The organism is Streptomyces sp. NPDC001401 (assembly GCF_042895385.1).
GTDB lineage: Bacteria > Actinomycetota > Actinomycetes > Streptomycetales > Streptomycetaceae > Streptomyces.
The window spans coordinates 688,031-714,892 of the sequence record NZ_JBIAWI010000001.1 but is presented as its reverse complement, the minus strand read 5'-3'; the positions used below and the strand labels follow the sequence as shown (position 1 = coordinate 714,892).

General features: G+C 70.3%; 27 protein-coding genes, 1 other RNA gene and 1 pseudogene. 16 read left to right on the top strand and 13 right to left on the bottom strand.

The annotated features are described in order from the left end of the window. Positions 1-6 precede the first annotated feature (6 nt). On the bottom strand, positions 7-1,578 hold the full coding sequence (locus ACFY10_RS03320) for an FAD-dependent monooxygenase (protein WP_390663326.1): 1,572 nt from the start codon (positions 1,576-1,578) through the stop codon (positions 7-9). A 48-nt stretch (positions 1,579-1,626) separates the two neighbouring features. On the opposite strand from ACFY10_RS03320, the gene ACFY10_RS03315 reads away from it, so the two are divergent. The 6 genes and pseudogenes from ACFY10_RS03315 (at position 1,627) to ACFY10_RS03290 (ending at position 5,411) form a co-directional block, all read left to right on the top strand. Continuing rightward, positions 1,627-2,274, top strand: a complete 648-nt coding sequence (locus ACFY10_RS03315; protein ID WP_390663325.1) for a TetR/AcrR family transcriptional regulator — start codon at positions 1,627-1,629, stop codon at positions 2,272-2,274. A gap of 74 nt (positions 2,275-2,348) precedes the next feature. After that, entirely contained in the window at positions 2,349-3,170 is an 822-nt protein-coding gene (locus ACFY10_RS03310; RefSeq protein WP_390663324.1) for a helix-turn-helix domain-containing protein, read from the top strand. Positions 3,171-3,192: 22 nt separating this feature from the next. Then, positions 3,193-3,975, top strand: a pseudogene (locus tag ACFY10_RS03305) (DMT family transporter); the annotation flags it as partial. Between the two features lie 115 nt (positions 3,976-4,090). Beyond that, an RNA gene (rnpB, locus tag ACFY10_RS03300) (RNase P RNA component class A) lies at positions 4,091-4,493 on the top strand. Positions 4,494-4,878: 385 nt separating this feature from the next. After that, entirely contained in the window at positions 4,879-5,151 is a 273-nt protein-coding gene (locus tag ACFY10_RS03295; RefSeq protein WP_390663323.1) for a type II toxin-antitoxin system Phd/YefM family antitoxin, read from the top strand. Then, positions 5,148-5,411: a Txe/YoeB family addiction module toxin gene (locus tag ACFY10_RS03290; RefSeq protein WP_390663322.1), complete on the top strand. Its 264-nt coding sequence runs from the start codon at positions 5,148-5,150 to the stop codon at positions 5,409-5,411. Before ACFY10_RS03295 ends, ACFY10_RS03290 begins: the two co-directional genes overlap by 4 nt. Positions 5,412-5,481: 70 nt before the next feature. Here ACFY10_RS03290 and ACFY10_RS03285 read toward each other — a convergent pair whose 3' ends face one another. Beyond that, positions 5,482-6,084: a TetR/AcrR family transcriptional regulator gene (locus ACFY10_RS03285; RefSeq protein WP_390663321.1), complete on the bottom strand. Its 603-nt coding sequence runs from the start codon at positions 6,082-6,084 to the stop codon at positions 5,482-5,484. 50 nt (positions 6,085-6,134) lie between these two features. On the opposite strand from ACFY10_RS03285, the gene ACFY10_RS03280 reads away from it, so the two are divergent. Then, on the top strand, positions 6,135-6,536 hold the full coding sequence (locus ACFY10_RS03280) for a hypothetical protein (protein WP_390663320.1): 402 nt from the start codon (positions 6,135-6,137) through the stop codon (positions 6,534-6,536). 18 nt (positions 6,537-6,554) lie between these two features. Here the strand turns inward: ACFY10_RS03280 and ACFY10_RS03275 are convergent, their stop codons facing one another. The 3 genes from ACFY10_RS03275 to ACFY10_RS03265 form a co-directional block, all read right to left on the bottom strand. Continuing rightward, the gene (locus ACFY10_RS03275; protein ID WP_390663318.1) at positions 6,555-8,156 is read right to left on the bottom strand and encodes an AMP-binding protein; all 1,602 of its coding nucleotides are present in this window, start codon (positions 8,154-8,156) and stop codon (positions 6,555-6,557) included. Between the two features lie 160 nt (positions 8,157-8,316). After that, entirely contained in the window at positions 8,317-8,721 is a 405-nt protein-coding gene (locus ACFY10_RS03270; protein ID WP_390663317.1) for a MazG-like family protein, read from the bottom strand. Between the two features lie 22 nt (positions 8,722-8,743). Next, the gene (locus ACFY10_RS03265) at positions 8,744-9,310 is read right to left on the bottom strand and encodes a DoxX family protein (RefSeq protein ID WP_390663316.1); all 567 of its coding nucleotides are present in this window, start codon (positions 9,308-9,310) and stop codon (positions 8,744-8,746) included. A gap of 152 nt (positions 9,311-9,462) precedes the next feature. Between ACFY10_RS03265 and ACFY10_RS03260 the strand changes: the two genes are divergently transcribed. After that, the gene (locus ACFY10_RS03260) at positions 9,463-9,789 is read left to right on the top strand and encodes a nuclear transport factor 2 family protein (protein ID WP_390663315.1); all 327 of its coding nucleotides are present in this window, start codon (positions 9,463-9,465) and stop codon (positions 9,787-9,789) included. Between the two features lie 107 nt (positions 9,790-9,896). Continuing rightward, on the top strand, positions 9,897-10,886 hold the full coding sequence (locus ACFY10_RS03255; RefSeq protein WP_390663314.1) for an aldo/keto reductase: 990 nt from the start codon (positions 9,897-9,899) through the stop codon (positions 10,884-10,886). Positions 10,887-10,926: 40 nt separating this feature from the next. Here ACFY10_RS03255 and ACFY10_RS03250 read toward each other — a convergent pair whose 3' ends face one another. Then, positions 10,927-11,652, bottom strand: a complete 726-nt coding sequence (locus tag ACFY10_RS03250; RefSeq protein WP_390663313.1) for an ABC transporter ATP-binding protein — start codon at positions 11,650-11,652, stop codon at positions 10,927-10,929. A gap of 83 nt (positions 11,653-11,735) precedes the next feature. Beyond that, positions 11,736-13,217, bottom strand: a complete 1,482-nt coding sequence (locus ACFY10_RS03245; RefSeq protein ID WP_390663311.1) for an ABC transporter permease — start codon at positions 13,215-13,217, stop codon at positions 11,736-11,738. 200 nt (positions 13,218-13,417) lie between these two features. On the opposite strand from ACFY10_RS03245, the gene ACFY10_RS03240 reads away from it, so the two are divergent. Continuing rightward, the gene (locus ACFY10_RS03240; protein WP_390663310.1) at positions 13,418-14,566 is read left to right on the top strand and encodes a D-alanyl-D-alanine carboxypeptidase family protein; all 1,149 of its coding nucleotides are present in this window, start codon (positions 13,418-13,420) and stop codon (positions 14,564-14,566) included. A gap of 264 nt (positions 14,567-14,830) precedes the next feature. Here ACFY10_RS03240 and ACFY10_RS03235 read toward each other — a convergent pair whose 3' ends face one another. Continuing rightward, positions 14,831-15,631 (bottom strand): SDR family oxidoreductase, encoded by an 801-nt coding sequence (locus ACFY10_RS03235; RefSeq protein WP_390663308.1) that lies wholly within the window; start codon positions 15,629-15,631, stop codon positions 14,831-14,833. 101 nt (positions 15,632-15,732) lie between these two features. Between ACFY10_RS03235 and ACFY10_RS03230 the strand changes: the two genes are divergently transcribed. The 5 genes from ACFY10_RS03230 to ACFY10_RS03210 all read left to right on the top strand — a co-directional run bounded on the left by ACFY10_RS03230 (position 15,733) and on the right by ACFY10_RS03210 (position 20,894). After that, positions 15,733-17,031 carry a multidrug effflux MFS transporter gene (locus ACFY10_RS03230; protein ID WP_390663307.1) on the top strand — a complete coding sequence of 433 codons (1,299 nt, stop codon included), beginning with the start codon at positions 15,733-15,735 and terminating at the stop codon, positions 17,029-17,031. After that, positions 16,983-18,170, top strand: a complete 1,188-nt coding sequence (locus ACFY10_RS03225) for a serine hydrolase domain-containing protein (protein ID WP_390663306.1) — start codon at positions 16,983-16,985, stop codon at positions 18,168-18,170. The genes ACFY10_RS03230 and ACFY10_RS03225 overlap by 49 nt, the downstream gene beginning before the upstream one ends. Positions 18,171-18,417: 247 nt before the next feature. Next, the gene (locus ACFY10_RS03220) at positions 18,418-19,413 is read left to right on the top strand and encodes a small ribosomal subunit Rsm22 family protein (RefSeq protein WP_390663305.1); all 996 of its coding nucleotides are present in this window, start codon (positions 18,418-18,420) and stop codon (positions 19,411-19,413) included. A gap of 41 nt (positions 19,414-19,454) precedes the next feature. Then, positions 19,455-20,117, top strand: coding sequence for a TetR/AcrR family transcriptional regulator (locus ACFY10_RS03215; protein ID WP_390663304.1), 663 nt, complete (start codon positions 19,455-19,457; stop codon positions 20,115-20,117). Positions 20,118-20,156: 39 nt separating this feature from the next. Further along, positions 20,157-20,894: a bifunctional DNA primase/polymerase gene (locus ACFY10_RS03210; RefSeq protein ID WP_390663303.1), complete on the top strand. Its 738-nt coding sequence runs from the start codon at positions 20,157-20,159 to the stop codon at positions 20,892-20,894. A gap of 4 nt (positions 20,895-20,898) precedes the next feature. On the opposite strand, the gene ACFY10_RS03205 is transcribed toward ACFY10_RS03210, so the two are convergent. From ACFY10_RS03205 to efeO, 4 genes are read right to left on the bottom strand one after another with little or no spacing between them, the layout of a single operon-like run. Continuing rightward, positions 20,899-21,900: a hypothetical protein gene (locus ACFY10_RS03205; protein ID WP_390663302.1), complete on the bottom strand. Its 1,002-nt coding sequence runs from the start codon at positions 21,898-21,900 to the stop codon at positions 20,899-20,901. After that, complete coding sequence (gene efeU / locus ACFY10_RS03200; RefSeq protein WP_390663301.1) at positions 21,860-22,732, bottom strand: iron uptake transporter permease EfeU; 873 nt, start codon at positions 22,730-22,732, stop codon at positions 21,860-21,862. Before efeU ends, ACFY10_RS03205 begins: the two co-directional genes overlap by 41 nt. A gap of 3 nt (positions 22,733-22,735) precedes the next feature. Further along, on the bottom strand, positions 22,736-24,013 hold the full coding sequence (efeB, locus tag ACFY10_RS03195) for an iron uptake transporter deferrochelatase/peroxidase subunit (protein WP_390663299.1): 1,278 nt from the start codon (positions 24,011-24,013) through the stop codon (positions 22,736-22,738). Between the two features lie 15 nt (positions 24,014-24,028). Then, a complete protein-coding gene (gene efeO / locus ACFY10_RS03190; protein WP_390663298.1) occupies positions 24,029-25,168 on the bottom strand; it encodes an iron uptake system protein EfeO in 1,140 nt (379 codons plus the stop codon). 358 nt (positions 25,169-25,526) lie between these two features. Between efeO and ACFY10_RS03185 the strand changes: the two genes are divergently transcribed. Then, positions 25,527-26,183 (top strand): PhzF family phenazine biosynthesis protein, encoded by a 657-nt coding sequence (locus ACFY10_RS03185; protein WP_390663297.1) that lies wholly within the window; start codon positions 25,527-25,529, stop codon positions 26,181-26,183. On the opposite strand, the gene ACFY10_RS03180 is transcribed toward ACFY10_RS03185, so the two are convergent. Further along, a complete protein-coding gene (locus ACFY10_RS03180) occupies positions 26,180-26,827 on the bottom strand; it encodes a heme oxygenase (biliverdin-producing) (protein ID WP_390663296.1) in 648 nt (215 codons plus the stop codon). The genes ACFY10_RS03185 and ACFY10_RS03180 overlap by 4 nt on opposite strands. Positions 26,828-26,862: the final 35 nt, after the last annotated feature.

Here is a 26,862-nt window from a genome sequence, read left to right as displayed (position 1 = left end):
GCAGGGTCAAGCACCGAGCCACTGCTTCAGGGCGTCCTCCAGCGCATCCCCGCCGTCCTGCCCCTCGTCCGCCGCCCACGCCACGAACCCGTCCGGCCGTACGAGCATCCCGGCGAGCTCCGGCTGCCCGGCGGCCTTGGTGGTGACGACGGTGAGCCGGTCGCCGCTTCCCTCCGCACGCGCCCGGAGCTTGGGGTCATCGGCGAGGTCGAGGAGCAGAGCCCGGCCGGTGTGCAGTTGGTCGGCGAGGCGGCTGCCGTCGGCGAGTTCCAGGTCGGGGGCGCTGCGGCCGACGAGCGGATGGTCGCCGGGCAGGTCGTAGCGCTGCCACACCCCCGAGATCTTCTTCGCGAAGAACGTCGTACCCGTGACCGTCCGCGACAGCTCGGTGATCACCTCGCGCAGGGCACGCGCATGCGACTCGGGCCGCATCAGGGCGATCTGGGCCCGCGTCCAGTCGAGCACCCAGGCGCCGATCGGATGCCGTTCCGCGGTGTACGAGTCGAGCAGCCCCTCGGGCGCCCGCCCGCGCACCACGGCCGCAAGCTTCCAGCCGAGGTTCATGGCGTCCCCGATGCCGAGGTTCAGCCCCTGCCCGCCGAACGGCGAGTGCACATGCGCGGCGTCGCCCGCGAGCAGCACCCGGCCCTTGCGATAGCTGCTCGCCTGACGGCAGTTGTCGGTGAACCGGGTCGCCGAGTGCACCTCGGTCACGGTGACGTCCACGCCGGTCACGCGGCGCAGGCTGCCCTCCAACTCCTGGGCGCTGATGGGGGATTGGCGGTCGGCGGGAGGCCCGTCGAACTCCACGGTGAGGATGCGCCCCGGCATCGGCCCGTGCACGTACGTCCCCACGTCCGTCGTGTTCCAGCCGCTCTTCAGCCCCTCGGCGCCGGTCATCTCGACGAGCGCCTGATACCCGGTGATCTCCGGGTCCGTCCCCGGGAAGTCGAATCCGGCGAGCTTGCGCACGACACTCCGGCCGCCGTCGCAGCCGACCAGCCAGCCCGCGCCGACCGTCTCGGTCACGGAAGGGTCGTCGGTGCGCGTCAGGTGTACGACCACCTGCTGCTCGTCGGCCTCGAACCCGGTCAGCTCGACCCGCCTGCGCACCTCCACCCCGAGCTCCTCCGCACGCCGGGCGAGGATCCGCTCCAGCGTGGCCTGCGGGACGAAACCGACCCGCTCGGCCGGGCCCGAACCGGCGAAGTCGGGGTCGGTCTCGTCGAGCAGCTCGCCGTGCAGCCAGATGCCGGCGAAGTGCCCGGCGAACCTCGGTGGCGGCGGTGCGTTCTCGTCCTCGCCCCGCGCCCGCAAGAACTTCCGGAAGCCGCTCATCGCCTCCTCCTGCACCGCGGCCAAGGCGGGCAGTAAGCCTCGGCGGTACAACGCCTCGGCGGAGGGCAGGTTGATCGCGCCCGCCTTGATCGTCTCGTCCACCTCGGCCAGCCTCTCCACGACCAGCACCCGCGCCCCGCCCAGCCGCAGCTCACAGCCGAGCAGCAGCCCGACGGGCCCGGCGCCGGCGACCACAACGTCGTACGTCGTTCCAGTGTTCGTCGTCTTCATGGTCTTCATGGCCATGGAGTGTAGTCACTAAAACTTTTTGTTCGCTACAATTTTCTCGTGACCGAGGAACAGACCGAGGAACAGAGCAAGGGACAGACGGACGCGGAACTGCCGCTGCGTGAGCGCAAGAAGCGAGAGACCCGGCAGCGGATCTCCGACATCGCGACGGGACTGTTCCAGGAGCGCGGCTTCGATGCGGTGACCGTGGCGGAAGTCGCCCGGGCCGCGGACGTCTCCGCCATGACCGTCTTCAACTACTTTCCGCGCAAGGAGGACCTCTACCTCGACCGCATCCCCGAGGCCGCCGAGACCTTCGCCGCCGCAGTCCGCGGGCGCCGCCCCGACGAGACCCCGCTGGCCGCACTCCGCCGCATGGCACTCGAACTCCTAGACCAGGGCCACCCGTTGGCCGGGGTGAGTGACCGCTTCCCGGCCTTCTGGCGGGTCGTCATCGAGTCGCCCGCCCTGCGGGCCCGCGCCCGCGAAGGCACGGAGGAGCTGGAGACGGCCCTGGCCGAGGCCCTCGCGGAGGCCTCCGTAGCCGACCCGCACCTCCTCGCGGCGCTGACCGTCGCCGCCTACCGCTCGGTCTTCGTCACCACCGCACGCCGCCTGCTCGCCGGGGACCCGGCGGCCGAGCTGATCGACGACCACCGGGCGCGGATGGATGCGGCCTTCGACGCACTGGAGCGGATGCAGCCGTAGCCGCCGTGGCCGGCCGGGGATGGAAAAGGGGCCAGAACGTGTTGTCCGCCGTAGGACTACGGAAAGGGGCCCCGGTGAGCGAGCAGGCACTGTGGACCCGCGCGCGCCTCGGCCGCTGCGGCCCGCCCCTCGACCTCCTGACCGCCCGCTTCCAGCAGCATGTCTACGCCCCCCACGCGCACGCCGAGTACACCATCGGCGTCTGCGTCGGCGGCTCCGAGGTCATCGACTACCGCGGCGGCCGGGTCCGCACCGGCCCCGGCTCGATCGTCGTCCTCGACCCCGGCGAGGTGCACACCGGCGGCCCCGAAACCGCCACCGACGGCTACGCCTACCGCGCCCTGTACGCCGCCCCGGCCCTCCTCGCCGACGGCACCTGCGGCGGCGCCCCGCACTTCCGCGAACCCGTGATCGACGACCCCGAGCTGGTCACCGCCCTCCGCCTCGCCCACACCGAACTCAGTGTCTGCCCAGACCCGTTGGAGACGGAGTCCCGCCTCCCATGGCTGCTGACGGCCTTGGCCCGCCGCCACTCCACGGCCCGCCCGGCACCGGACGTCCTGCAGGGCGCCGACCACGTCGCCCGCCTGGTCCGCGACCGCCTGGCCGACGAACTGCTGGAACCGCCCTCCCTGTCCGACCTGGCCACCGACCTCGGCCTGTCCCGCTACCAGCTCCTCCGAGCCTTCCGTACGACGATGGGCATACCGCCGTACGCCTGGCTCGCCCAGCACCGGGTCACCAAGGCCCGCGGACTCCTCGAGACCGGCCTCCGCCCGGCCGAGGTGGCCCCCCTGGTGGGCTTCGCCGACCAGGCACACCTCACCCGCTGGTTCCGCCGGGTCCTCGGGGTGACCCCGGCGGCATACCGCAACAGCGTTCAAGACACCAGGTAGGGAATCGGCCGAGACTCGCCGTATGACTGCACGCGGCTGGTTCCTGTTCTCCCTGATGGGAGTCGTCTGGGGCATCCCCTACCTGATGATCAAGGTGGCGGTGGACGCTCCCCTCTCCCCGTCCATGGTGGTGTTCACACGCTGCGCCCTGGGCGCGCTCCTCTTGCTCCCCTTCGCGATACGTCAGGGCGGCCTGATCCGCACGGTCCGTACGCACTGGCTCCCGATGCTGGCCTTCGCGTGCATAGAGATCATCGGCCCGTGGTTCACGCTCACGGACGCGGAACGCCACCTGTCGAGCTCCACGGCGGGCCTGCTGATCGCGGGCGTCCCGATCGTGGGTGTGGCGCTGGCCCGCTTCTTCGGGGACACGGAGCGGCTGGGCGTACGGCGGATGACGGGCCTCGGGCTGGGCCTGGCGGGCGTAGGCGTCCTGACCGTCCCGCACCTGACCGGCGGCGATGCCCGTTCCCTCGGGGAGGTCATGCTGACGGTGCTGGGTTACTCGACGGCACCGCTGATAGCGGCGCGGTGGCTGAAGGACGTCCCGACATTGCAGCTGACGGCACCGTGCCTGGCGCTGGCGGCCCTGGTCTACGCGCCGGCCGCGGCGGCGACATGGCCTTCCTCGGTCCCTTCGGCCTCGGTCCTGACAGCCCTGATCGGCCTGGGCGTGATCTGCACGGCGCTGGCGTTCGTAGCCTTCCTGGAACTGATCAAGGAGATCGGCCCGACTCGCGCGACGGTCTTCACGTACGTCAACCCGGCGATCGCGGTGGCAGCGGGAGCCCTCTTCCTGGACGAGCCCTTCACTCTCGGCATCGCGATCGCGTTCACCCTCATCCTGGCGGGGTCGGTCCTGGCGACGGCGACTGGTCCGGCTCGTCCGGCCCGCCCGGTAACATGGTCGACACGGCAGACGAGCCGGGCGGACGGCCGCGTGGAGTCCCCTTGAGGGGCTTCCCGAGGAACGTCCGGGCTCCACAGGGCAGGGTGGTGGCTAACGGCCACCCGGGGTAACCCGCGGGACAGTGCCACAGAAAACAAACCGCCGGGGGTCTTGGCCCTCGGTAAGGGTGAAACGGCGGTGTAAGAGACCACCAGTGCCCAGGGTGACCTGGGCAGCTAGGTAAACCCCACCCGGAGCAAGGTCAAAAGGGAGCGTCTCGGCGCTCCTGCGGAGACGTTCGAGGGCTGCCCGCCCGAGTCCCCGGGTAGACCGCACGAGGCCGGTGGCAACACCGGTCCTAGATGGATGGCCGTCTCCCCGGCCACCGCGAGGTGGTTGGGTGACAGAACCCGGCGTATAGCCCGACTCGTCTGCCATCGGGGCTCTGACCTGGACCTATGGTCTGGTCGGGATCCGCCCCGACCTGTACTTGAGCCCAATGCTCAGCGCGCGAGAGGCGAGGGCGAACGCTGCCTCGACGCGTCCGCCGGCGAGATGACCGGAGGCGATGTCGAGCACCAGCAATGCACGCTGTTTCTCGTGGTCAGTGGCCAGTGGCCAGCGCCTCGGGGTCCTCGGAGAGCACCTGGTCGGCGAGGCCGAGCCGTGCGCCGCAGGCGACTCGGGCGGCGGCTGCCTTCGTTTTCGGTCTCAGGCCGCAGCGTGCGCCAGGGCCCTCGACGCTGGACGGAGAGCGGTACGTATTTCAGTACCACTCAGGTACGATTTTCCGTACCAGTCTTGGAGAGGATGTATGTCATGGCCCTCACCGCCAGCGAGGCGCGCAAGGAACTCTTTCCTCTGATCAAGAAGGTCAACGACGACCACGCGCCCGTGCGCATCCACTCCAAGCACGGCGACGCCATACTCATGTCCGCCGAGGACTACGACGCCTGGCAGGAGACCATCTACCTCCTGCGGTCGCCGGCCAATGCCCGCCGTCTCATGGAAGCCGTCGCTCGCGACCGTGCGGGTCAGACGGGCGTGACCAAGACCCTCGACGAGCTCCAAGGGCTGGTCGGCGACGAGTGAGGGACGTCAACTTCGACCCGGGCGCCTGGGACGACTTTCAGCACTGGCTGGAGACCGATCGAAAAATGGTGCGCCGCGTCGTTCGTCTCATCGGCGAGATTCAGCGTGATCCGTTCAACGGTATCGGCAAGCCCGAACCTCTCAAGGGAGACCTGTCCGGCTACTGGTCGCGACGCATCGACGACGAACACCGCCTCGTCTACCGAGCCGACGACAAAGAGGTCAAGATCCTCAAGGCGCGCTATCACTACACCGACTAGGTGTGTGTCGATGCGTCGGCCTGGCTGAGAAAAGGCGGTGCTGCTGCGCAGCTGAGCCGTAGTGCGGCCGTCAGTCCCGCCGCAGCAGCGTCTCCACCGCCCCCTCCAGATATCCCGGAAACTCCTCCGGCGAAGGCAGCACAGTCGGCACCGCATGCCCCAACTGGCTGTGTCCCAGGTAGAAGCTGTACGCCATCAAGCCCCGCTCTCGCGCTTCGTCCTCCGCAAAGCCCACGTCGGCGAAGAGGCCGGTCAGGTAGCCGATACGGCGCTCGGTTACCTGCCGGAGTGCGGCCGCGACCTGAGGGTGGTCCGTGCTGGCCAGGAGCGAGAGCTCGAGGGGGTCGGCCGCGCCCGGCTTGGTGACGCGCTTGAACAGGGCGCGCAGGCGATGCTCCGGGTCCGGCTCCGTCTCCACCGCCGCGATGATCTCGTCCGTGTTCGCCTCGACCCAGCGGGCGAGTGCCGCCTCGATCAGGGCCTCGCGGTTGGCGAAGTGCCAGTAGAAGCTGCCCTTTGTGGTGCCGAGGCGGGTGGCGAGCGGTTCGACTGCCACCGCTGCGAGGCCGCCGCCCTCCCGGATGGCGGTGAGGGCGGCCTCCGCCCAGTCTCGGGCGGTGAGCCTGGGTTTCTTGGACTGCCGGCGTGCCGTCGTCCGCTGCCGTTGCACCATGTCCATACGCTACCGTATGGTTTCCATACGCCAGCGTATGGAGGTGCGCGATGCGCAAGGACAGGCCCGTGGCGGTGGGGTTTCCCGAAGGCGCTCGGCTGATCAGGGCAGCCCTGGAACGGCCCGACTATCAGGACGCGTACGCCATGGAACTGCGGCCCGGGATGCCGCGTGATCCGGCCGCCTGGACGGGCATCCTGCGCGACGCCTTTCCGGTCGTCGCGCGGGAGGGCGGCGAGGTGCTCATGGAGGTCAGCGCGGGTGGGCTGGATGCCTGGGCGTCGATCGTCGTCGACGCCGAGTACGTCGTCCTGTGCAGCTCCGTGCAGACCAACGCGTGGCGCTCCAGGCTGTATTGGGGCGTGGTGAAGAGGGTGCATCCCTTCATGGCCCGCCTCATGATGGTCCGCACCCATCGCCGGCTTGCCCTCGCGGCACAGAGCATCACATAGCTCGCGGCACACGGAACATCACATGGGCAGCCGGCCCGCCACGTAGTCCTCCCGCAGCACGTTCTTGCGGATCTTGCCGGAACCGGTCAGCGGGAAGCCGTCCACGAACACCCAGGTGCGGGGCGTCTTGTGCGGGGCCAGGTGGGCGCGGACGTGGTCGAAGAGTTCCTTCTCGCCCACCGTCTCGCCTTTCGGGTCGAGGCGGATGAACGCGGCGACCCGTTCGCCCCAGACCGGATCGGGTACGCCCACCACCGCGGCCTCGGCTACGGCGGGATGCTCGGCCAGCACCTGCTCGATCTCGCGCGGGTAGATGTTCTCGCCGCCGCGGATGATCATGTCCTTCAGGCGGCCGTCGATACGGCAGTAGCCGCGGGCGTCCATCGAGGCGAGGTCGCCGGTGTGCAGCCAGCCGTCGGCGTCGATGGCGGCAGCGGTCGCGTCCGGGGCGTCGAGGTAGCCGGTCATGACGTGGTAGCCGCGGGTGCAGAGCTCGCCGGTGACCCCCGTCGGTACGACGGCGCCCGCAGCGTCCACGATCTTCACCTCGGCCCGCGGCAGGGGCCGGCCGACCGTGTGGGCGCGGTCGTCGGGAGTGTCGTCGGGCCGGGTGATGGTGATGCCGGGGGAGGCCTCGGTCTGGGCGTAGATGATGGACATCGGTACGCCGAAGGCCTGCTCGACCCGGCGGACCAGCTCGGGTGGGACGGATGCGCCGCCGGAGAGCATGTAGCGCAGTGACGAGAGGTCGGTGCGGGGGAGCGCCGGGTGTTCGAGCATGGCGATGAGCATCGTCGGTACGCCTCCCATCGCCACGCAGCTTTCGGACTCGGTGAGTTCGAGCATCAGGCCCGGGTCGAAGTACGGGGGCAGGACGTGGGTGCCGAGGCTGTCGATCGTCGCGAGTGTGGCCAGCACACAGCCCGCCGTGTGGAAGAGCGGCATCGGGTTGAGCTGGGCCTCGCCCGGGCACAGTCCGAAGGTGCGGACGTAGGAGATGCGCGCGTTGTTGGTGATGCCGCGATGGTGCAGGACCACGCCCTTCGGCAGGCCGGTGGTGCCCGAGGTGTACTGAATCTGGGCCGGCGCCGAGGCGTCGACCTCGGGCAGCGCCCGGCCGGGGGAGCCCTCGGCGCAGAACTCCGCCCAGTCCTCGAACAGGACGCTCGTGTGCAGGTCGGGCAGGTCCTTGCGGATGTCGGCCAGGGTGCGGGCCATTGGGTTGCCGCGGTACTCGCGGCGCAGGAAGACGCCGGCCGCCCGGGAATGGCCGAGCACATGGCGCAACTCCGCCTCGCGCAGCGCCGGGTTGACCGTGACGAGCGTGATGCCCGCCAGAGCGGCGGCGAGTTCGAGGATCACCCACTCCGGGATGTTGTTCGCCCACACGGCCACCCGCTCTCCCGGCGAGAAGCGGCCGAGCAGGGCCCGCGCCGCGCGCTCGGACTCGTCGAGCAGCTCGGCGTACGTCCACCGGCGCCGCTCGGCGGGCTCCGGCACGCCCTCGACCAGGGCGACGGTGTCAGGCGCTTGCCCGGCGGCGCGGCGCAGCAACGATCCGACGGTCTCGTCCAGCAGCTCCTCGCCGGACTCGCCCGGCCAGTACGACGTCGCCACCATGTCAGCCCCCTGCCCCCTGCAACCTGCCACCTGGTCCGGTGTGCCGTGGCCCGCCGGCCACGGCGCCAGTATCCAGGACCCGGGCCCGCGCGGGGCAACCGGTGCGAGCCCAATTCCCGTTCCGGGCACACCAGTTGTCGGGCGGCGTGCCGGGGACGTGTCAGCCCCCGAGAGAACGTGCCGTGACCTTCGCCAGATGCCCGGTGAACACCTCCCGGGTGTCCGGCGTCAGCGTGCGCAGGGCCACCAGAGCCGTGATGACGACATCGCAGAGCTCGCCCTGGACGTCCTCCCATGTGTGGGTGACTCCCTTGCGCGGGTTCTGGCCCGTGGCGCCGATCACCGCCTCCGCCACCTCGCCGACCTCCTCCGACAGCTTGAGCATGCGCAGGAGCATGCCCTCCCGGCCGCTGTGCGGACGGTTCGCGTCGAGCCAGGTCCACAGGTCGTCGATGGCCGCCCAGAGGTCGGGTACTGCCCGGAGGTCGGGTGAGGCCGGGCTCTCAGGGAGAGTCGGGGCCTCGGGGAGATTCGGGGTCTCGGGGAGCGGGGCCTGATCAGTCATGGGCCCAGCCTGCCCGCCCGGGTCACTCCCTGAACAGCGCCTCCTCCTCCGCGAACAGGGCCTCCTGCTCGTCCGGCTTCCTGTCCCGCAGCCGCTTGTTCCGCGCGCCCACGACCAGCGCCGTGGCCGCCGCCGTCACGCCGAGTGCCGTCGGGACCATCCAGCCGCGGTCGAAGACATGGCCGAGCGCATGGTCGAGGGAGAGACGGCCGGGGCCGGCGACCGCGAGGCCGGTGGCGGCCAGGGCGAGGGTGGCCGCGTACTCGTAGCCGCCCTCCTGGGCGAAGAAGCCGTTGGGGGCGTGCACCGCGGCCGCCCCGGCCATCGCGCCGGCCGCCGCCGCACCCGCCGCCGGGGTCGCCAGGCCCAGCGCCATCAGCGTGCCGCCGCCGGTCTCCGCGAGGCCCGCCGCCGTCGCGCTCGCCTTGCCCGGCGCATAGCCCACCGACTCCATGAACTGGCCGGTCCCCTCGATGCCGTGTCCGCCGAACCAGCCGAACAGCTTCTGCGCGCCGTGCGCCACCAGCACGCCGCCGGTACCCAGCCGGAGCAGCAGCAGGCCCAGATCACGCCGGTCGTAAGAGCTCATGATTTCTCCCGGGACAGAGAACACAGACAATGGGGCCGGACAACAGGAACACTCCCCTCCGCGTGTCCACCGTCCCACTTCTCACGCCTCGCGGACCCGTCCGCGCAGCCGTTCGGGTGGCGGGTCCCGGCGGGCGGTGTGACTCTGCTGGCATGACGATTCAGCCAGCCAAACTCAGCGATCCGGCCGTCCGCGCGTTCGTCACCGCAGTCAACGCCCACGACCGCGACGCCTTCCTGGCCCTCCTCACGGAGAACGCGACGATGGCGGACGACGGCTCCGACCGCGACCTCAACGAGTGGATCGACCGGGAGATCTTCACCTCCAACGGTCACCTGGACGTCGACAACGAGTCCCAGGGCGGCCGCGCCCTCCTCGCCCACTACCGCAACGACACCTGGGGCGAGATGCGCACCCGCTGGAACTTCACGATCGAGGACGACGGCAGGATCTCCCGCTTCGAGACCGGACAGGCGTAGCAACCGGGCACGGGCGTGGCAACCGGTCAGGCGTAGCAACCGGTCAGGCGTAGCAGTCGTACGACCGCTTGTGTTCGTGTGCGCTCCAACTCCTAGTGTCTGCGGGCATGGAGACGACGAACAGGACACTCGGCCGCAGCGGGATCGAGGTCAGCGCGCTCGGGTTCGGGTGCTGGGCCATCGGTGGTGAGTGGCAGGGCGCCGACGGGCAGCCGCTGGGGTGGGGCAAGGTCGACGACGAGGAGTCCGTACGGGCGATCCGCCGCGCCCTCGATCTCGGCGTCACCTTCTTCGACACCGCGGACACCTACGGCGCCGGGCACAGCGAGCGGATTCTCGCGCGCGCCCTCGGCAAGCACCGGGACGATGTCGTGGTCGCCACCAAGTGGGGCAACGTCTTCGACGAGGAGACCCGCACCCTCACCGGCAGCGACGACTCCCCGGAGTACGCCCGCCGCGCGCTGACGGCATCGCTGGAGCGGCTGGGCACCGACCACGTCGACCTGTACCAGCTGCACCTCAGCGACCTCGACCCCGAGCATGCCGCCCAACTGCGCGAAACCTGCGAGGAGTTCGTGCGAGAGGGGCTGATCCGGGCGTACGCGTGGAGCACCGACGACCCGGCGCGGGCCGCCGTGTTCGCCGAAGGGCCGCACTGTGCTGCCGTACAGCACTCCGTGAACGTCCTCGAGGACACCCCCGAGATGTTCGCCCTGTGCGAGGAGTCGGGCCTCGCGAGCATCAACCGCAGCCCGCTGGCGATGGGGTTGCTCGGTGGCAGGCGCAAGCCCGGACAGGCGCTCGAAGCGGGGGACGTGCGCAGCAGGCCGCCCGCGTGGCTCGGCGGCTTCGTCGGCGGGACGGGCGTCGACGAGGAGTGGTACGCCCGTGTCGACTCCCTCCGGGAGATCCTGACCAGCGACGGCCGCACCCCCGCCCAGGGCGCCCTCGCCTGGCTGTGGGCGCGCAGCCCGCGGGCGATCCCCATCCCCGGCTTCCGTTCCGTCGCCCAGGCCGAGCAGAACGCCGGCGCGATCGCCAAGGGGCCGCTCACCGCCGGGCAGTTGGCCGAGATCGACCGGATACTCGGGCGGTGAACGGCCCCACCAGGACAGGCCCCGGGCCCGTGAGGTGCGGTCAGTAGGCGACTTGGCCGCCGTATGCCTGCTGCTGTGCGTACTGCTCGCCGCTCTGTTCCGTCAGCGTCAGCTGCCCCGCCTTGATGGTCGCCAGGCGTGGGGCGCGGCGGGCGATGGACGAGTCGTGGGTGACCATGATGAACGTCAGTCCGTGCTCGCGCCACAGGCCCTCCAGCAGGGCCATGATGTCGTCGCGGGTGCCCTCGTCGAGGTTGCCGGTGGGCTCGTCGGCGAGCAGCACCTTCGGCTTCTTGACCAGCGCGCGGGCGATGGCGACGCGCTGCTGCTGGCCGCCGGACAGCTCGGTCGGGACATGGCCGAGGCGCTCGCCGAGGCCGACCGAGCGCAGCGCCTCGGCCGCGCGTTCGCGGCGTTCGGCGGGCTTGACGCCGAGGGGGACCAGGGCCGTCTCGACGTTCTCCTGGGCGGTCAGTGTCGGGATGAGGTTGAACGACTGGAAGATGATGCCGATCTTTTCGGCGCGCAGCCGGGTCAGCTTCGCCTCGCTGATCCGCGCGAGGTCGACGCCGTCCAGCTCGACACTGCCCTCGGTCGGGCGGTCCAGGCCGCCGATCATCTGCAGCAGCGTGGACTTGCCGCCGCCTGTGGGGCCCTGGATGACGAGCTGGTCGCCGTCCTCGATGGTGAGGTCGATGCCGCGCAGCGCCTCCACCGTCTCCTTGCCCCGCGTGTAGCGCTTGGTGACGCCGGTGAGTCTGTACATGGGTTCTCCATAGGAAATGTATGGGGTGGGGCGCCGCCTCCCGGGGGGATTGTCGAAGGCGGCGCCCCAGCTCGGAGGGGGTGTTACGAGACGCTGCGCAGGGCGTCGGCCGGGCGCATCCGGGAGGCGCGCCAGCCGCCCATGGCGCCGGCGATCAGACCGCCGGTGACCGCCAGGCCCACCGCGAGCGCGATGGTGGTCAGGGAGACGGGGGCGGAGAGCGCGATCTGCATGGTGCTGGAGGTGGCCTGCTGCCCCGGACCGCCGCCGCCGGGGCCGCCGCCCATACCGCCACCACCGGCGCCGCCGGTGTTGCCGAGCTGCGCGGTCAGCTTCGGGCTGATCGCGGTGACCGCGTAGGCCGCCGCGAGGCCCAGGCCGATGCCGAGGGCGCCGCCGAGCAGACCGTTGACCATGGACTCGCCGACGACCTGCCGGGTCACGTTGCGGCTCGGCCAGCCGAGCGCCTTGAGGGTGCCGAACTCGCGCACCCGGCGGGACACGGCCGAGGAGGTCAGCAGCGCGGCCACCAGGAACGCGGCGGCCAGCACCGCGATCGACAGCCACTTGCCGACGCTGGTGGCCAGGTTGGAGGCGGTGGACAGCGAGCCGGAGACGGTGGACGCCAGGTCGGCGGAGGTGGTGACCGTCGTACCGGAGATGTTGCTCTGGATCGTCTTCTTGACGGTGGCGATCTGCTTGGAGTCGGTCGCCTTGACGTAGATCGTGGTGACCTTGTTCTTGGAGTCGCCGAGCGTCTGCGCCTGCTTCAGCGGGACGAAGACGTCCGTGCTGGACTCGCTGCTGTCGGGGGTCGCGATGCCGATGATGGTGAACTTGGTGCCGTTGATCTTGAAGGTCGAACCGACCTTGTACTTCTTCGATTTGGCATACGACTTGCTGACCACGGCGACCTTCGCATTGGTCTGCGAGGCCGTGAACGTCCTGCCCGAGGTGATCTTCGAGGTGGCCAGCGGGCCGAGCTCCTGGTCGGTGACGTCGATGCCGGCCACCGAGTAGGAGTTGACGTTGAAGGAGGCGCCGCCGCCCTGGACCTGCGGCTGCCCGCCGCCGCTGTTGCCGGTGCTGCCGCCGGGGCCGCCCTGCTGCTGGGAGCTGGATCCCGAGCTTGACGTCGAGGACTTCGCCTTGCCCTGGGTGAAGGAGCCGTCGACCTTGGTGACGTTCAGGGCGATCGTGCCGACCGCGGCGGACACACCCTGCTGCGAGGCGACCTTGGTGACCAGCGAGGACGACAGGGCCTGACCACCCTGTGTCATCACCCGGTCCGAGCTCTGCTTGGTGCTGCTGCTCTGCTTGGCGTCGAACTTGAAGTTCGGGCCCTGCGAGCTGCCCGCCTTGGGAGCCGACTGCGCCTTGGTCACCGTCATGTCGGTGCCGAGGCCGTAGAGCGACTTGAGGACCTTGTCCTGAGCCTGTGTCATACCGGCCGACACCGAGTTGACGGTGATGACCAGGGCGATTCCGAGCGCCAGACCCAGTGCGATGACCAGGGCCGCCTTCTTTCTGCGGCCCAGTTCGCGCTTGAGATAGATGCCAAACATCCCGTTCCTCGAAGGTTCTTGGCGCCCGCTGTGGGCGCTGCCACAAGCTAGGGAGAAACCTTTGAGCCGGACTGAGTAAAGGATGTGTCAGAGCTGAGAAAGTGGGATGCCGGGTCAGAATTCCGTAAGACAGGCAATTCCTATGCCGTAGACGGCGTACTGCCAGGAAACGCCTGTTGGGTGGGTGTTACCGTCCCGGGATGCACGGTTCTTCTCCGCTCTCCCGACGTGCCGCTCTCGGCCTCGCCGCAGCCGCCATTCCGCTTGCCGCGGCGACTCCCGCATCCGCCGTCGACACCGTCGTCGGCGGTGAGCGACTGGCCCGCAAGGGAATTCAGGTGAGCGGCGCCACAGGTCTGCCCGGAAAGCTCACCGCAAGTGCCTGGCTCGTCGCCGATTGCGAGAGCGGAGAGGTGCTCGCCTCGTTCGCCGCGCACCGGCGCCTCCCGCCCGCCTCCACGCTGAAGATGCTGTTCGCCGACACGGTGCTGAACAAGTTCCACCGGACCGAGCGGTACAAGGTGACCGACGCCGACCTGGCCGACATCCCGTCCGGCTCCAGCCTGGTCGGCGTCAAGCCCGGGATCACGTACACCGTCGAGCAGCTGTGGCAGGGCGTCTTCCTGCGCTCCGGCAACGACGCCGTGCATGTGCTCGCCCATATGAACGGGGGAGTGGCGAAGACGGTCGCCGAGATGCAGGCCAAGGCCGATGACCTGCAGGCCCTGGACACCCATGTGGTCAGCCCCGACGGCTTCGACCACAAGGGCCAGCTGTCCTCCGCCTACGACCTCACCCTCTTCGCCCGGCACGGACTGAAGAACGCCGACTTCCGCGAGTACTGCCACACGAAGATCGCGAACTTCCCGGCCGGCGGCAAGAAGACCTTCCAGATCCAGAACACCGACCGACTGCTCACGGGCGCGTGGGGCCTGAAGACGTACGACGGGCTGATCGGCGTCAAGAACGGTTTCACCAGCAACGCCGGCAACACCTTCACCGGGGCCGCCACCCGCGGCGGCCGGACCCTGCTGGCCACCGTGATGCACCCCAAGAGCGGCTACAACGCCGTCTACGAGGAGACGGCCGCGCTGCTCGACTGGGGCTTCACGCACGGGGGTTCGGCCGAACCGGTGGGCACGCTGGTGCAGCCGATCAGCGAGGGCGGGGCGAGGGCGACACCCACACGGAAGACGGTCCAGGCGGCGGCCGGCGCTCCGGGCTCGGCATCCGGCGGCCCCTCGGCCTGGCGCCTGCTGGAGGGCGCGGGCGGCACGGTCGCCCTGCTGGCGGGCGGCGTCTGGGCGCTGCGCAGGCGCGGGAAGCGTGGCGGCAAGCACGCCAACTGACGTACACGGCAGCCGTTCCACGTATCGGTGCGTACCTCGCGGTCCCACGCGAGATCCACCCCCACCCGATGCCGTGGAACGGCTGCCGTATCCCCCCTCGGTTTGGTCTACGGAACTACGCTCCCCCAAATGTGAAGCTCTTGTGGAGGAGATTTGAGCATAGGTCCACGACCGGCCGCAATGACCCGGAAGGTCGAATTCCGCTTGTGCAAGTTGATGAACCAGGAGGGACCAGGCGGATGAGCCGAGGGCCTGCCGGGGCGGTCAGCCGCGGCCGACGTAGGGCATCGCGGTCGCCAACACCGTCGCGAACTGCACGTTTGCCTCCAGCGGCAGCTCCGCCATGTGCCGCACGGTGCGCGCCACATCGGCGACGTCCATCACCGGCTCGGGAGCGATCTCGCCGCTTGCCTGCAGCGCTCCGGTCTGCATCCGCGCGGTCATGTCGGTCGCCGCGTTGCCGATGTCGATCTGCCCGACCGCGATGTTGTACGGCCGCCCGTCCAGCGAGAGCGACTTGGTCAGTCCGGTCAGCGCGTGCTTGGTCGCCGTGTAGGCGACGGAGTGCGGCCGAGGCGTATGCGCCGAGATCGACCCGTTGTTGATGATCCGTCCGCCCTGCGGGTCCTGTTCCTTCATCTGCCGGTAGGCCGCCTGCGCACACAGGAACGCCCCGTTGAGGTTGGTGTCCACCACATGCCGCCACGCGTCGTACGGCAGCTCCTCGACCGGCACCCCGCCCGGGCCGAACGTCCCCGCGTTGTTGAACAGCAGATCCACCCGCCCGAACCGCTCCACCGCGGCGGCGAACAGCGCGGCAACGTCGTCCGGCTGCGAGACGTCGGTGCGTACGGCGAGCGAGGCGCCGCCGGGCACCAGCGCCGCCGTCTCCTCCAGCGTCCCGGGGCGCCGCCCCGCCAGCGCCACCGACCAGCCCGCACCCAGCAGTTCCACGGCGACCGCCCGCCCGATGCCGGAGCCGGCGCCGGTCACCACCGCGATCTTCGATTGCCTGCCGGCCCCCTGCTTCTCGGTCTCCTGCTTCTCAGTCTCCATGGCATTCATGGGCCCGCAGCGTAGGCGAGAGTCCGGATCACCAGGTGACGTTCGGCACTGTGTGCGAGCTGAGACCATAGGGGGCGCAGCACTCGGAGAGGGAGGGGCTCATGCCCGAGCAGGGGGCGTCGACACCGCGTATAGAACAGGCGGCCGGACCGGAAGCGGAACCGGCCGCCGCCCGTACCGTTCCCCGTACCGGACTGCTCGTCACCCTGATCCTCGGCGGACTCACCGCGACACCCCCGCTGGCGATGGACATGTACCTCCCCTCGCTCCCGGAGGTCACGAAGTCCCTGCACGCACCCGCGGCCACCGTCCAGCTCACGCTCACCGCCTGTCTGCTCGGGATGGCGCTCGGACAGCTGGTGGCCGGCCCGATGAGCGACCGGTGGGGGCGCCGCCGCCCGCTGCTGACCGGCCTCGTCGCCTACGTCGTCTCCACCGTCCTGTGCGCCTTCGCGCCCACCGTCGAGTCCCTGGTCGCCTTCCGGCTCGCACAGGGGCTGGCGGGCGCGGCGGGGATCGTCATCGCACGCGCCGTGGTGCGCGACCTGTACGACGGCGTGGCGATGGCCCGCTTCTTCTCCACCCTCATGCTGATCGGCGGGGTCGCCCCGATCGTCGCGCCGTTGATCGGCGGGCAGATCCTGCGGGTGACGGACTGGCGGGGCGTCTTCGTGGTGCTCACGGTCGTCGGGACGGCGCTGACCGGGCTCGTCTGGGCGAAGCTGCCCGAGACCCTTCCGGTGCGGGAGCGGCACGGCGGGGGAGTGGGCGAGGCCCTGCACACCATGCGCCGCCTGCTCGCCGACCTGCCCTTCACCGGTTTCATGCTCTCCGGCGGCTTCGCGTTCGCGGCCCTGTTCGCCTACATATCCGCCTCGCCGTTCGTGATCCAGGAGATCTACGGCGCCTCCCCGCAGACGTTCAGCCTGCTGTTCGGCCTGAACTCGGTGGGGCTGGTGGCCGTAGGCCAGATCAACGGGAAGCTGCTGGTCGGAAGGGTCCGCCTGGACCGGGCACTGGGCGCGGGCCTGGCCGTCGTCATCACCGCCGCGACGGCCCTTCTGCTCATGTCCACCGGAGTCTTCGGCACGGTCGGCCTGGCACCCGTCGCCGCGGCCCTCTTCGTCCTGATGTCCGCGATGGGGATGACCCTGCCCAACGCCCAGGCCCTCGCCCTGATGCGCACCAAGCACGCAGCCGGCTCGGCGTCCGCGCTGCTCGGCACCTCCTCGTTCCTCATCGGCGCCGTCGCCTCCCCGCTCGTCGGGATCGCCGGAGAGCACACCGCCGTCCCGATGGCCGTCGTCCAACTGGCCGCAGCGCTGGTGGCACTGGCCTGCTTCGTGGGAATGTGCCGACCCTGGAACGGGCGTACGAGTGCGGAAGGAGCGGGGAGCTGAGCGCACCGAGACTGCGCAGGGACAGCCCCGAGCGGGCCGGACTCGACCCCGGCGAACTCCGCCACCTCGTCCGAGAGGTCCACGACCTCAGCACCGGCGAACACCCCTGGGCCGCGGGCACCGTCGTGGTCGCCGGGCGCGGTCCGGTGATCGCCGTCGAGGAGGCGGCGGGCTGGGCCGTCAGGTACTCGGCCTACGACCCCGACACGGACCGCGGCATCGAACTTCCGCCCTCGGCACGGGTCCCGATGACCGTCGACACACCCGTCGACCTGGCCTCCCTCACCAAGCTGTTCACCGCGGTCGCCGCCGTGCAGCAGATCGAGCGCGGCACGCTCGGCATCGACGCCCGGGTCGGCGCATACCTCCCCGAGTTCCGCGGGGCCGCCCGGCACGACGTCACCGTACGGCAACTGCTCACCCACACCTCCGGCCTGCGCCCCGAACTCCCGCTCTACGACTGCGCCGACGACGCCGAGCGACTGGCGAAGCTACGGGCGGAGGTGCCGATCGGAGTGCCCGGCACCTACACCTACTCCGACCTCAACTTCCTCCTGCTCCAGTTCGTCCTGGAACGGATCACCGGCCGCACCCTCGACGTCCTGATCCACGACGGGATCACCCGCCCGCTGGGCATGCTGTCGACCGACTTCGGCCCCTGCCCCGGCGCGGCGGCGACGGAGGACCAGCGGCGGCCGTGGGCCAAGGCGGACCGGGGCATGGTGCGTGGTGTGGTCCACGACGAGAACGCGTGGGCGCTCGGCGGCATCGCGGGCCACGCGGGCATGTTCTCGACCGCGGGGGACCTGGCGGTGTTCTGCCGCACCCTGCTCGCCGGGGGCTCCTACGGCCCCGCCCGCATCCTCGGCGCCGACTTCGTGGAACTCCTGCTGACCCCGCCGGGGCTCGGCTTCGCCGTGGACCAGCCGTGGTTCATGGGGGAGCTGGCGGGACGGGGAGCGGCCGGGCACACGGGCTTCACGGGGACGTCGCTGGTACTGGATCCGGTCACGGACACGTTCCTGGTGCTGCTGGCCAACACGGTGCATCCGCGACGGCGGGACGCCAATAGCCGCCCCAGGGCAGCGGCGGCGACCCGCCTGGCGAGAGCGGTCTATCGCAGCCCGTCCGGAGCCTGATCCTTCGCCCCCGCCGCCCCTACCCATTCCCGTCCCCTGGGGGCTGCCGCCCCCAGACCCCCGCTTCGGCCCTTAAGGGGCCTCGTCCTCAAACGCCGGACAGGCTGAAAAGATCAAACCCCGGCCGGCATCTTCCAGCCCGTCCGGCGTTTGAGGACGAGGCCGTTCAGGCCGATCGGGGGTCCGGGGGCGGAGCCCCCGGGGGACGGGACGGGTAGGGTCGGCGGGGGCGAAATAGAATCGCCGGGTGAACGACCCCGCACCCCCGGCCGAAGCCCTGCGCAGCAGCCTCGCCGCCCTCCTCGACGGCCTCCCGCCCAAGCAGGCCGCCCAAGCCGTCGACCGCCTCATCGCCAACTACCGCGGGGCAACCCCGACCGACGCCCCCATCCTCCGCGACCGCGCAGACGTAGCCGCCTACGCCGCATACCGGATGCCCGCGACCTTCGAAGCGGTGCACTCGGCACTGGAGGCGTTCGCCGAGGCAGTCCCGGACTGGGCACCCGGCAGCCACACCGACGTCGGCGGCGGCACCGGTGCCGCGACGTGGGCCGTCACCGCCACCTGGCCCGGCAACCGCAGCGTCACCGTCCTCGACTGGGCCGAACCCGCCCTGGCCCTCGGCAAGGAACTCGCCGCCGCCAACCCCGCCCTGGAACAAGCCAGTTGGCAACGCGCCCGCATCGGCGCCGCACTCACCCTCGACGACACGGACCTCCTCACCGTCTCCTACGTCCTCAACGAGCTGACCGCCGCCGACCGCGCCGCCCTCGTCGAGGCCGCCGCGGCCGCCGCCCAGGCCGTGGTGATCGTCGAGGCCGGCACTCCCGCCGGCTACACCCGCGTCATCGAGGCCCGCGACCGTCTGATCGCCGCCGGCTTCCACATCGCCGCGCCCTGCCCGCACAGCGCCGGCTGCCCGATCGTCCCGGGCGAGGACTGGTGCCACTTCTCGGCCCGGGTCAGCCGCTCCTCCCTGCACCGCCAGGTCAAGGGCGGCTCCCTGCCGTACGAGGACGAGAAGTTCAGTTACGTCGCCGCCGCCCGCTTCCCGGTCGCCCCGGCCCCCTCCCGTGTCGTACGCAAGCCCCAGATCCGCAAGGGCCAGGTGCTCCTCGACCTGTGCGAGACCGAACCGTCCCTCAGCCGCACCACGGTCACCAAACGCCACGGCGACCTGTACAAGGAGGCCCGGGACGCGGACTGGGGAGACCCCTGGCCGCCGTACACCGCCCAGCCGTAGAACCACGAACCGCACAAACCACGAGCCGGTACCGTCGGTCCATGGTCAAGAAGCCCGCCCCCGACGCCACCCGCCGCAGCGAGAGGTCCCGTCGCGCGATCTACGACGCCGCCCTCGCGCTGGTCGGCGAGGTCGGCTACCCGAGGACGACCATCGAGGGCATCGCCGCCCGGGCCGGCGTCGGCAAGCAGACGATCTACCGGTGGTGGGGGTCGAAGGCGGACGTCCTGCTGGAGGCGTTTCTCGACCTCAGTGCGCAGGCGGCGCGGGAGGCGGGCCAGGAGCCGTACGCCATCCCGGACACCGGCGACCTCGCAGCCGACCTCAAGGCCGTGCTGAGGGTCACCGTCGACCAGCTGAAGGACCCCCGATTCGAGGTCCCCTCCCGAGCCCTGGCCGCCGAGGGTCTGGTCAACGAGGAGCTCGGCCGGGAGTCCGTGGCCAAGCTCCTCGAACCCTCGCTCCAGCTGTACGTCGCCCGGCTGCGCTCCGCACAGGAGGCCGGCCAGGTCCGCCCCGAGGTCGACCCGCGCATCGCCCTGGAGCTGTTCGTCTCACCTCTCGCCCAGCGCTGGCTGCAGCACACGGGCCCGATCTCGTACGACTACACCGACACCCTCGTCGAGTACGCCCTGAACGGTCTTGCCCCTCGTACCCCGGATGTCCCTTCTGGTACCCCGGAGCACGGGTCGGTGGGACCATAGGGCATGCTGTTCCGCACGACAGCAAGGCGAGGGTGATAGATGAGCGCGGAGTTGGGCGGCCGGACCGGTAGGCAGGGCAAACTCTCCCAGTGGCTGCGTGGCCGCCGCCCGAAGGAGACCGGCGCCGATCACGGCGGCCGTGAGGCCCTGCTGCTCGCCGCCGCCGGAGTGGGCCTGCCGCTCGCCCCCGCTGCCCATCCCGCCCCCGGCTACCGGTGCTCCTGCGACCGCGTGGGCTGTCCCACGCCGGCCCGGCACCCGGTGTCGTTCGCCTGGCAGACGCAGTCCACCACCGACCGCGCGCAGATCGAGCGCTGGGCCCGGCATCAGCCGCAGGCCAACTTCATCACCGCGACCGGCATGGTGCACGACGTCCTCGACCTGCCCCTGGAGGCCGGGCGGGAGGCACTGGAGCGGCTGCTCGCCTCCGGCATCGAGGTCGGGCCCGTCGCCGAGAGCGACGACGGCCGGCTGCTCTTCTTCACCCTCACCCGCGGCACACCCGAGGACGAGGACGAGTGGTGGCCGTGCGAGCTGGACTGCCACCCCGAGACGGTGGACGAGCACCCCGGCCTGCGCTGGCACTGCCGCGGCTCCTACGTCCTCGTACCGCCCGCCCGGCTGCCCGGCGACGGCCAGACCGTGCACTGGGTACGCGGCCTCGAGCACCCGCTGCCGGACCCGCTGAGCCTGCTCGAGATCCTCACGGACGCCGGCGCCCGCCACGCCGACGAGGAGCCCGACCACGCGACCGCGGCCTGGCCCCTCCGACGGTGAGCTGCTAGGACCCCTGCGCGGAGGTCAGTCCCTCCAGCCGGGACAGGACCGACACCTGCCCGCTGCCCGAGCCCTGCTTCGGGTCCAGGGCCACCCCGTTGGACATGTACTCCAGCGTCAGCGACTGCTTGATCTCACCGGTCGTCAGCGCCCGTACGCTCGCGGTCTGCGTGGGGATCGCGGTGCCCTCGAAGGCGGTCTGCTTCTCGTAGCGGCGGTTGGTGAAGAACACCAGCGCACCGCCGTCCGCCGTGCGCAGCGCCAGCGGGGCGTAGTCGCCGCTGATCAGCGGCTCGTCGATGAACTGCGTGACGAGGCCCGGCTTCTTCTCCTCCTTCTTGCGCTTCGCGCGCCACTTGTCGGTGTGCTCACCCGCGGCGAAGGTCTTCCCGCCGTTCTTCAGGTACGTCGCGTAGTTCTTGCTCAAGTCCGCGGGCGGGACGGCGAATTCGGTGGAGTTCGCCGGTACGGCCTCGGCCCAGCCGGCGGCGTCCTTCTTCACCTTCGGCAGCGTGCCCGGGCGGATGAGCGTCAGGTACGCCACCTTGAACGGCCGGCCCAGACCGTCGCGGGTGAACACCAGCAGCCAGTGCAGGGTGCCGCCCTTGTTGCCCTGCGCCTCCGCGACGAACCAGCGGGGCCAGCCCGCCTTCTTGGGAATCGTGTACGTCACGTCGGTCAGCTTCAGCGGCGTGTGCGCCGGATTGCCGGACGCGCTGAGCGCATGACCGGCCTTGAGACGGGCCGCGTCGATGTCGCCCAGGGCGCCGGTGACATGGTCGGCGTCGAGCGAACTGTCGTACGCCTTGTCCGCCTTGTTGTACGCGGACGTGAACTGCTCGAGCGCCTTGGCCGCCTCGGCGCGGGTGGTGGAGGGGAGCACCTCGCGCTCCCCGTGCACCACCACGCAACCGCTCGCCGTCAACGACAAAGCGGTCACCGAGGCCGCAATCAGTGCGCTTCGCTCAAGCCTGCGGAGCCTTCGAGGGCCGCGATCCCTGCTCATCAGGTGTCTTCACCTTCCCCTTCCCGGAGGCGAACCCTACCGGGGCGAAGAACAGCGCGAGTGTCGGGATCAGGTACAGCAGCCACACCGTGACCTGGAGGACGGTCGGGTCCGGCTGGAAGTTGAAGACGCCCTTGAGGAGGGTGCCGTACCAGCTGTCCGGCGGGATGGTGTTGCTGATGTCGAAGGCCAGATGCGTCAGGCCCGGGATCCAGTCGGCTTCCTGCAGGTCGTGGAAGCCGTACGCCAGCACGCCCGCGGCCACGACGACCAGCATGCCGCCGGTCCAGGTGAAGAACTTCGCAAGGTTGATCTTCAGGGCGCCGCGGTAGAACAGCCAGCCCAGGAAGACCGCGGTCGCCAGGCCCAGGGCGACGCCGATCAGGGGGCGCGGGGTGCCGTCGCTGGCCGCGTGGACCGACGCCCACACGAACAGGGCGGTCTCCAGGCCCTCCCGGCCGACGGCGAGGAACGCGGTGGCGACCAGGGCACCCGTGCCCATGGCGAGGGCCGCGTCCAGCTTGCCGTGCAGCTCCGACTTGAGGTGCCGGGCGGTGCGCCGCATCCAGAAGACCATCCAGGTCACCAGGCCGACGGCGACGACGGACAGCGAGCCGCCGAGCGCCTCCTGCGCCTCGAACGTCAGCTCCTGGGAGCCGAATTCGAGCGCGCAGCCGAAGCCCATTGCGATCAGGACGGCGACGGAGATACCGATCCAGATCGGCCGGATGGCGTCCCGGCGGCCCGTCTTGACCAGGTAGGCGATCAGGATGCAGACGACCAGGCTGGCTTCGAGCCCCTCGCGCAGACCGATCAGATAGTTGGAGAACACGGGCTACGCCTCCTTGGAGAACAGCGTGCTGCCCCACCAGTCGTCCTTGTCACGGACGCCGGGCGGAACGGCGAACACCGCCGAACCCACGTGCTGGATGTACTCGTTGAGCGCATCCTTCGCCGACAGGTTGCGCTGCAGCGGGATGAAGCCCTCGCGCACGTCCCGCTGGTAGGCGAGGAAGAACAGGCCCGCCTCGAGGCGGCCGAGACCGTCGGTGCCGTCGGTGAAGGAGTAGCCCCGGCGCAGGATCGTGATCCCGTTGTTGGAGTCGGGGTGCGCGAGCCGCACGTGCGCGTCGGGCTTCATGGCCTTCAGGAACGGCTTGTCGTGCTCCTTGGCCTTGCCGACCGGGGCGCCCTCGCCCTTGTCCCGGCCGAAGATGTCCTCCTGCTCCTGGAGCGGGGTGCGGTCCCAGGTCTCGATGTGCATCCGGATGCGCCGGGCGACCAGGTACGAACCGCCGGTCATCCAGTCCGGCCCGTCCTTCTCGCCGACCCACACGAACTTCTTCAGACGGTCGGTCTCCGTCCCCGCGATGTTGCGGGTGCCGTCCTTGAAGCCCATCAGGTTGCGCGGGGTCTGCGCGTCCGGGGTCGTCGAGGACGTCTTGCCGAAGCCGAGCTGGGACCAGCGGATGGTCACCTTGCCGAAGCCGATGCGGGCCAGGTTGCGGATCGCGTGCACGGCGACCTGCGGGTCGTCGGCACAGGCCTGGATGCACAGGTCGCCGTTGCTGCGGTTCTTGTCGAGGTTCTCGTTCGGGAACTGCGGCAGGTCGACGAGGGCCTCGGGCCGCTGGTCCTTCAGGCCGAACTTCTCGAACAGGGACGGACCGAAGCCGATCGTCAGCGTCAGCCGCGAGGGCTTGAGGCCCAGCGCCTCACCGGTGTCGTCCGGCGGGGCCTCGGCGAGACCGCCGTACGCGCCCTCCCCGACGGCCTTCCCGCCTGTCATCCGGCGCGCGGCCGCCGTCCAGTCCTTCAGCATCTGGATGAACTGCGCACGGTCGTCCGTCTGCACGTCGAACGCGGCGAAGTGCAGCCTGTCCTGCACGGGCGTGGCGATGCCGGCCTGGTTGGCGCCGTGGAAGGCGACCGCGGCTCCGGTCTCGGCGGCGGTCGGATCCACGTCGTTGCCGACGCGGGTCATCGCGACCGCACCGCCGGCCGCGGCGGCACCGAGCGCGAGCCCGGCACCGCCCCAGCCGATCAGCGAACGCCGGGAGGGGACCTTGGAGTTGCCTGCCTCGGTGGTGGCGGCTTCCTGGGTGTCCGTCATGGTGTCGTCCCTCCCCTACTTCACGACTGCGGCGGCGAGCTTGGACAGCGGCTCCGCGAGCGCGTTCACCGCGTCCGAGAGCTCCTTGCGCTGGTCCTCGGTGACCTTGTCGTACGACACGAAGCCGTCAGAGGTCTTGTCCGTGCGGTACTTGTCGAGCAGCGTGTTCAGCGCCGCGAACTGCTTGTCGAGCTCGGTGGCCAGCGCCTTGTCGTTCTTCTGGGCGACCGGCTTGAGCAGCTCGTACGCCTGCTGCGCGCCCTCGACGTTGGCCTTGAAGTCACTCAGGTCCGTGTGCGAGTAGCGGTCCTCCTCGCCGGTGACCTTGCCGGTGGCGACCTCGTCGAGCAGCTCCTTGGCGCCGTTGGCCATGGAGGTCGGGGTGATCACGGCCTTGCCGACCCGCTTCTGCCAGTCCTTCAGGTCGGTGACCAGCTGGTCGGCGAGGGTCTTCTGCGCGGCGCCGATCTTCTTGTCCTGCCACAGCGCCTTCTCCAGCGCGTGCCAGCCGGTCCACTTCTGGCCCTTCTCCAGGCCGTCGGCGCGGGTGTCGGTCTTCGGGTCGATGTCACCGAACGACTCGGCGATCGGCTCGGTGCGCTCCCAGCCGACACGGGACGGGGCGTAGGCGTCCTGGGCGGCCTTGAGGTCGCCTGCCTTGACGGCCTTGGCGAAGACCTCGACCTTCGGGAGCGTCGCGTCGGCCTGCTCCTGCGCCCACTCGCGGTAGTCGGCAACGGCCTTGTCCAGCTTGGGGTTCCGCTTGGCGACGGCGCCGGAACCGGCGACGGTCAGCTTCTGCCGGACACCGTGCCCCTTCATCCCGGGCCGGCAGGCGATCTCGTACTCGCCCGCCTTCACCTCGGCGGTCAGCGTGTACTTCGTACCGGACCCGATGTTCTCCTTCTCGGAGACGATCCGGTCGTCCGGGAAGAGGATCTCGACCTCGGTCGCCTTGGAACCCTTGTTCTCGATCTTCAGGGTGACCTGTCCGGCCGGCACCGACTTGGTGGACGTGTCGCACTTGGAGTCGGCAGCGGTCACCTGGATCGCGGCGTCACCGTCGCCCTTGCTCTTCTCCGTGCACCCCGTGACGGCGGTCAGCGCCGCCGCGGTGGCAACGGCGGTGACGACGGAGAGTCTGGCGGCTCGCATCCGGGCTCCAAGAGGCTCAAGTAACGGCTCGAGTACTGGCGAAAAATCGCGTGTCAGGCCTCACACAGGCATGGTGAGGCTCGCCTAACTTATCTAAGGCTTGCCTGCGTGATACCCACCCATGCGGTGATTCAGCTCTCATGGACGGCGTATGGGCACGGGCCGATTACGGTGGCTAAAAACGGACCCCAAGAAATGGTCAAGGGAAATTCAAGGGATGAAGGTCGCGGCCGTCGGGCCGCCGGTCGCGACACGACCGGCGCACGGAGTCGCGCCCCGGTGCGCGCGGGCGGCGGCGAGCCCCAGGCCGTGCAACACGACCGCGACCGCATCCCCTTGACAATGTTTCAATGCCCCCGTGACCGACTACGACGTGCTCCGCGTCTTCTGCGCCCCGAACGGCGGTTACGGCAACGAACTCGGTGTCGTCCGCGAGGGATCCGTCATGCCCGACCGGGCGGAGCGGCAGGCGTTCGCCGCGAAGCTCGGGTTCAGCGAGACCGTGTTCGTCGACGACCCCGAGCGCGGGGTCATCGACATCTACACCCCGACCCTGCGCCTGCCCTTCGCCGGCTACCCCTGCGTCGGCGCGGCCTGGCTCCTCGACGTGCCCGAACTGGTCACGCAGGCCGGTGTGGTCGGGGCCCGCCAGGACGGCGAGTTCTGCTGGATCGAGGCCCGCGCGGAGTGGGCCCCGCCGCGCACGTTCCGCCAGTACGCCACGGCCGCCGAGGTCGACGACCTGCCCGTCCCGCCGAAGGGGGAGTGGATCTACGCCTGGGCCTGGGAGGACGAGCCCGCCGGCCGCATCCGCGCCCGCGGCTTCCCCGGCCGCGACGACGGCATCGACGAGGACGAGGCCACGGGCGCGGCGGCGTTGCTGCTCACCGACCGGCTCGGCCGGGCGCTCAACATCACGCAGGGCGCGGGCTCCCAGATCCTCACGGCTCCCCAGCCGTACGGATGGGTCGAGATCGGCGGCCGCGTGTATCTGGAACGCCAGCCGGAACGCTAGGCGCTCAGCGGGAACTCCTCGCCCAGCGCCCGGAAGACAGCCGTGTTCAGCGTGAACGCCCGCTTGCATTCGGCGACGATCCGCTGCTTCTCCAGGTCGTCGGCCCGCACCGCATCCAGCAGTTCCCGGTAGTCCCTCTTGAATGCCGCCGGGTTGCCGATCCCCTCGAACACGTAGAAGCGGACCCCGTCGCCCTTCCGCTCGAAGCCCCACGTCTTTTCCGCGCTGCCCCGGATGATCTGCCCGCCGGAGAGGTCCCCCAGATACCGGGTGTAGTGGTGCGCGATGTAGCCGCCGGGCCACTGCTCGGCGCACTCCCGCACCCGGGCCGCGTACGCCCGCGTCGCCGGCAGCGCGCTCAGTCCCGCCCGCCACCCGGCACCCCGCAGATGCGCCAGGTCCCGCTCCAGTGCCGCCAGCCGGAACAGCTCCGGCCGGATGAAGGGCCCGGCCACCGGGTCGGACGCCAGCCGCTCGGCTCCGGCCTCCAACGCCTCGTACACGAACCACAGTTGCTCGGTGTAGCGCGCGTACGCGGCCACGCCCAGCCGCCCGCCCAGCAGGTCACTCATGAACGTCGAGGTCTCCGCCTCCGTGTGCTGCTCGTGGGAGGCGGTGCGGATGACGGTCGAGAAGGAGTCCATGAGCCCCATCTTCTAAGGTAAGGCTTACCTAAGTC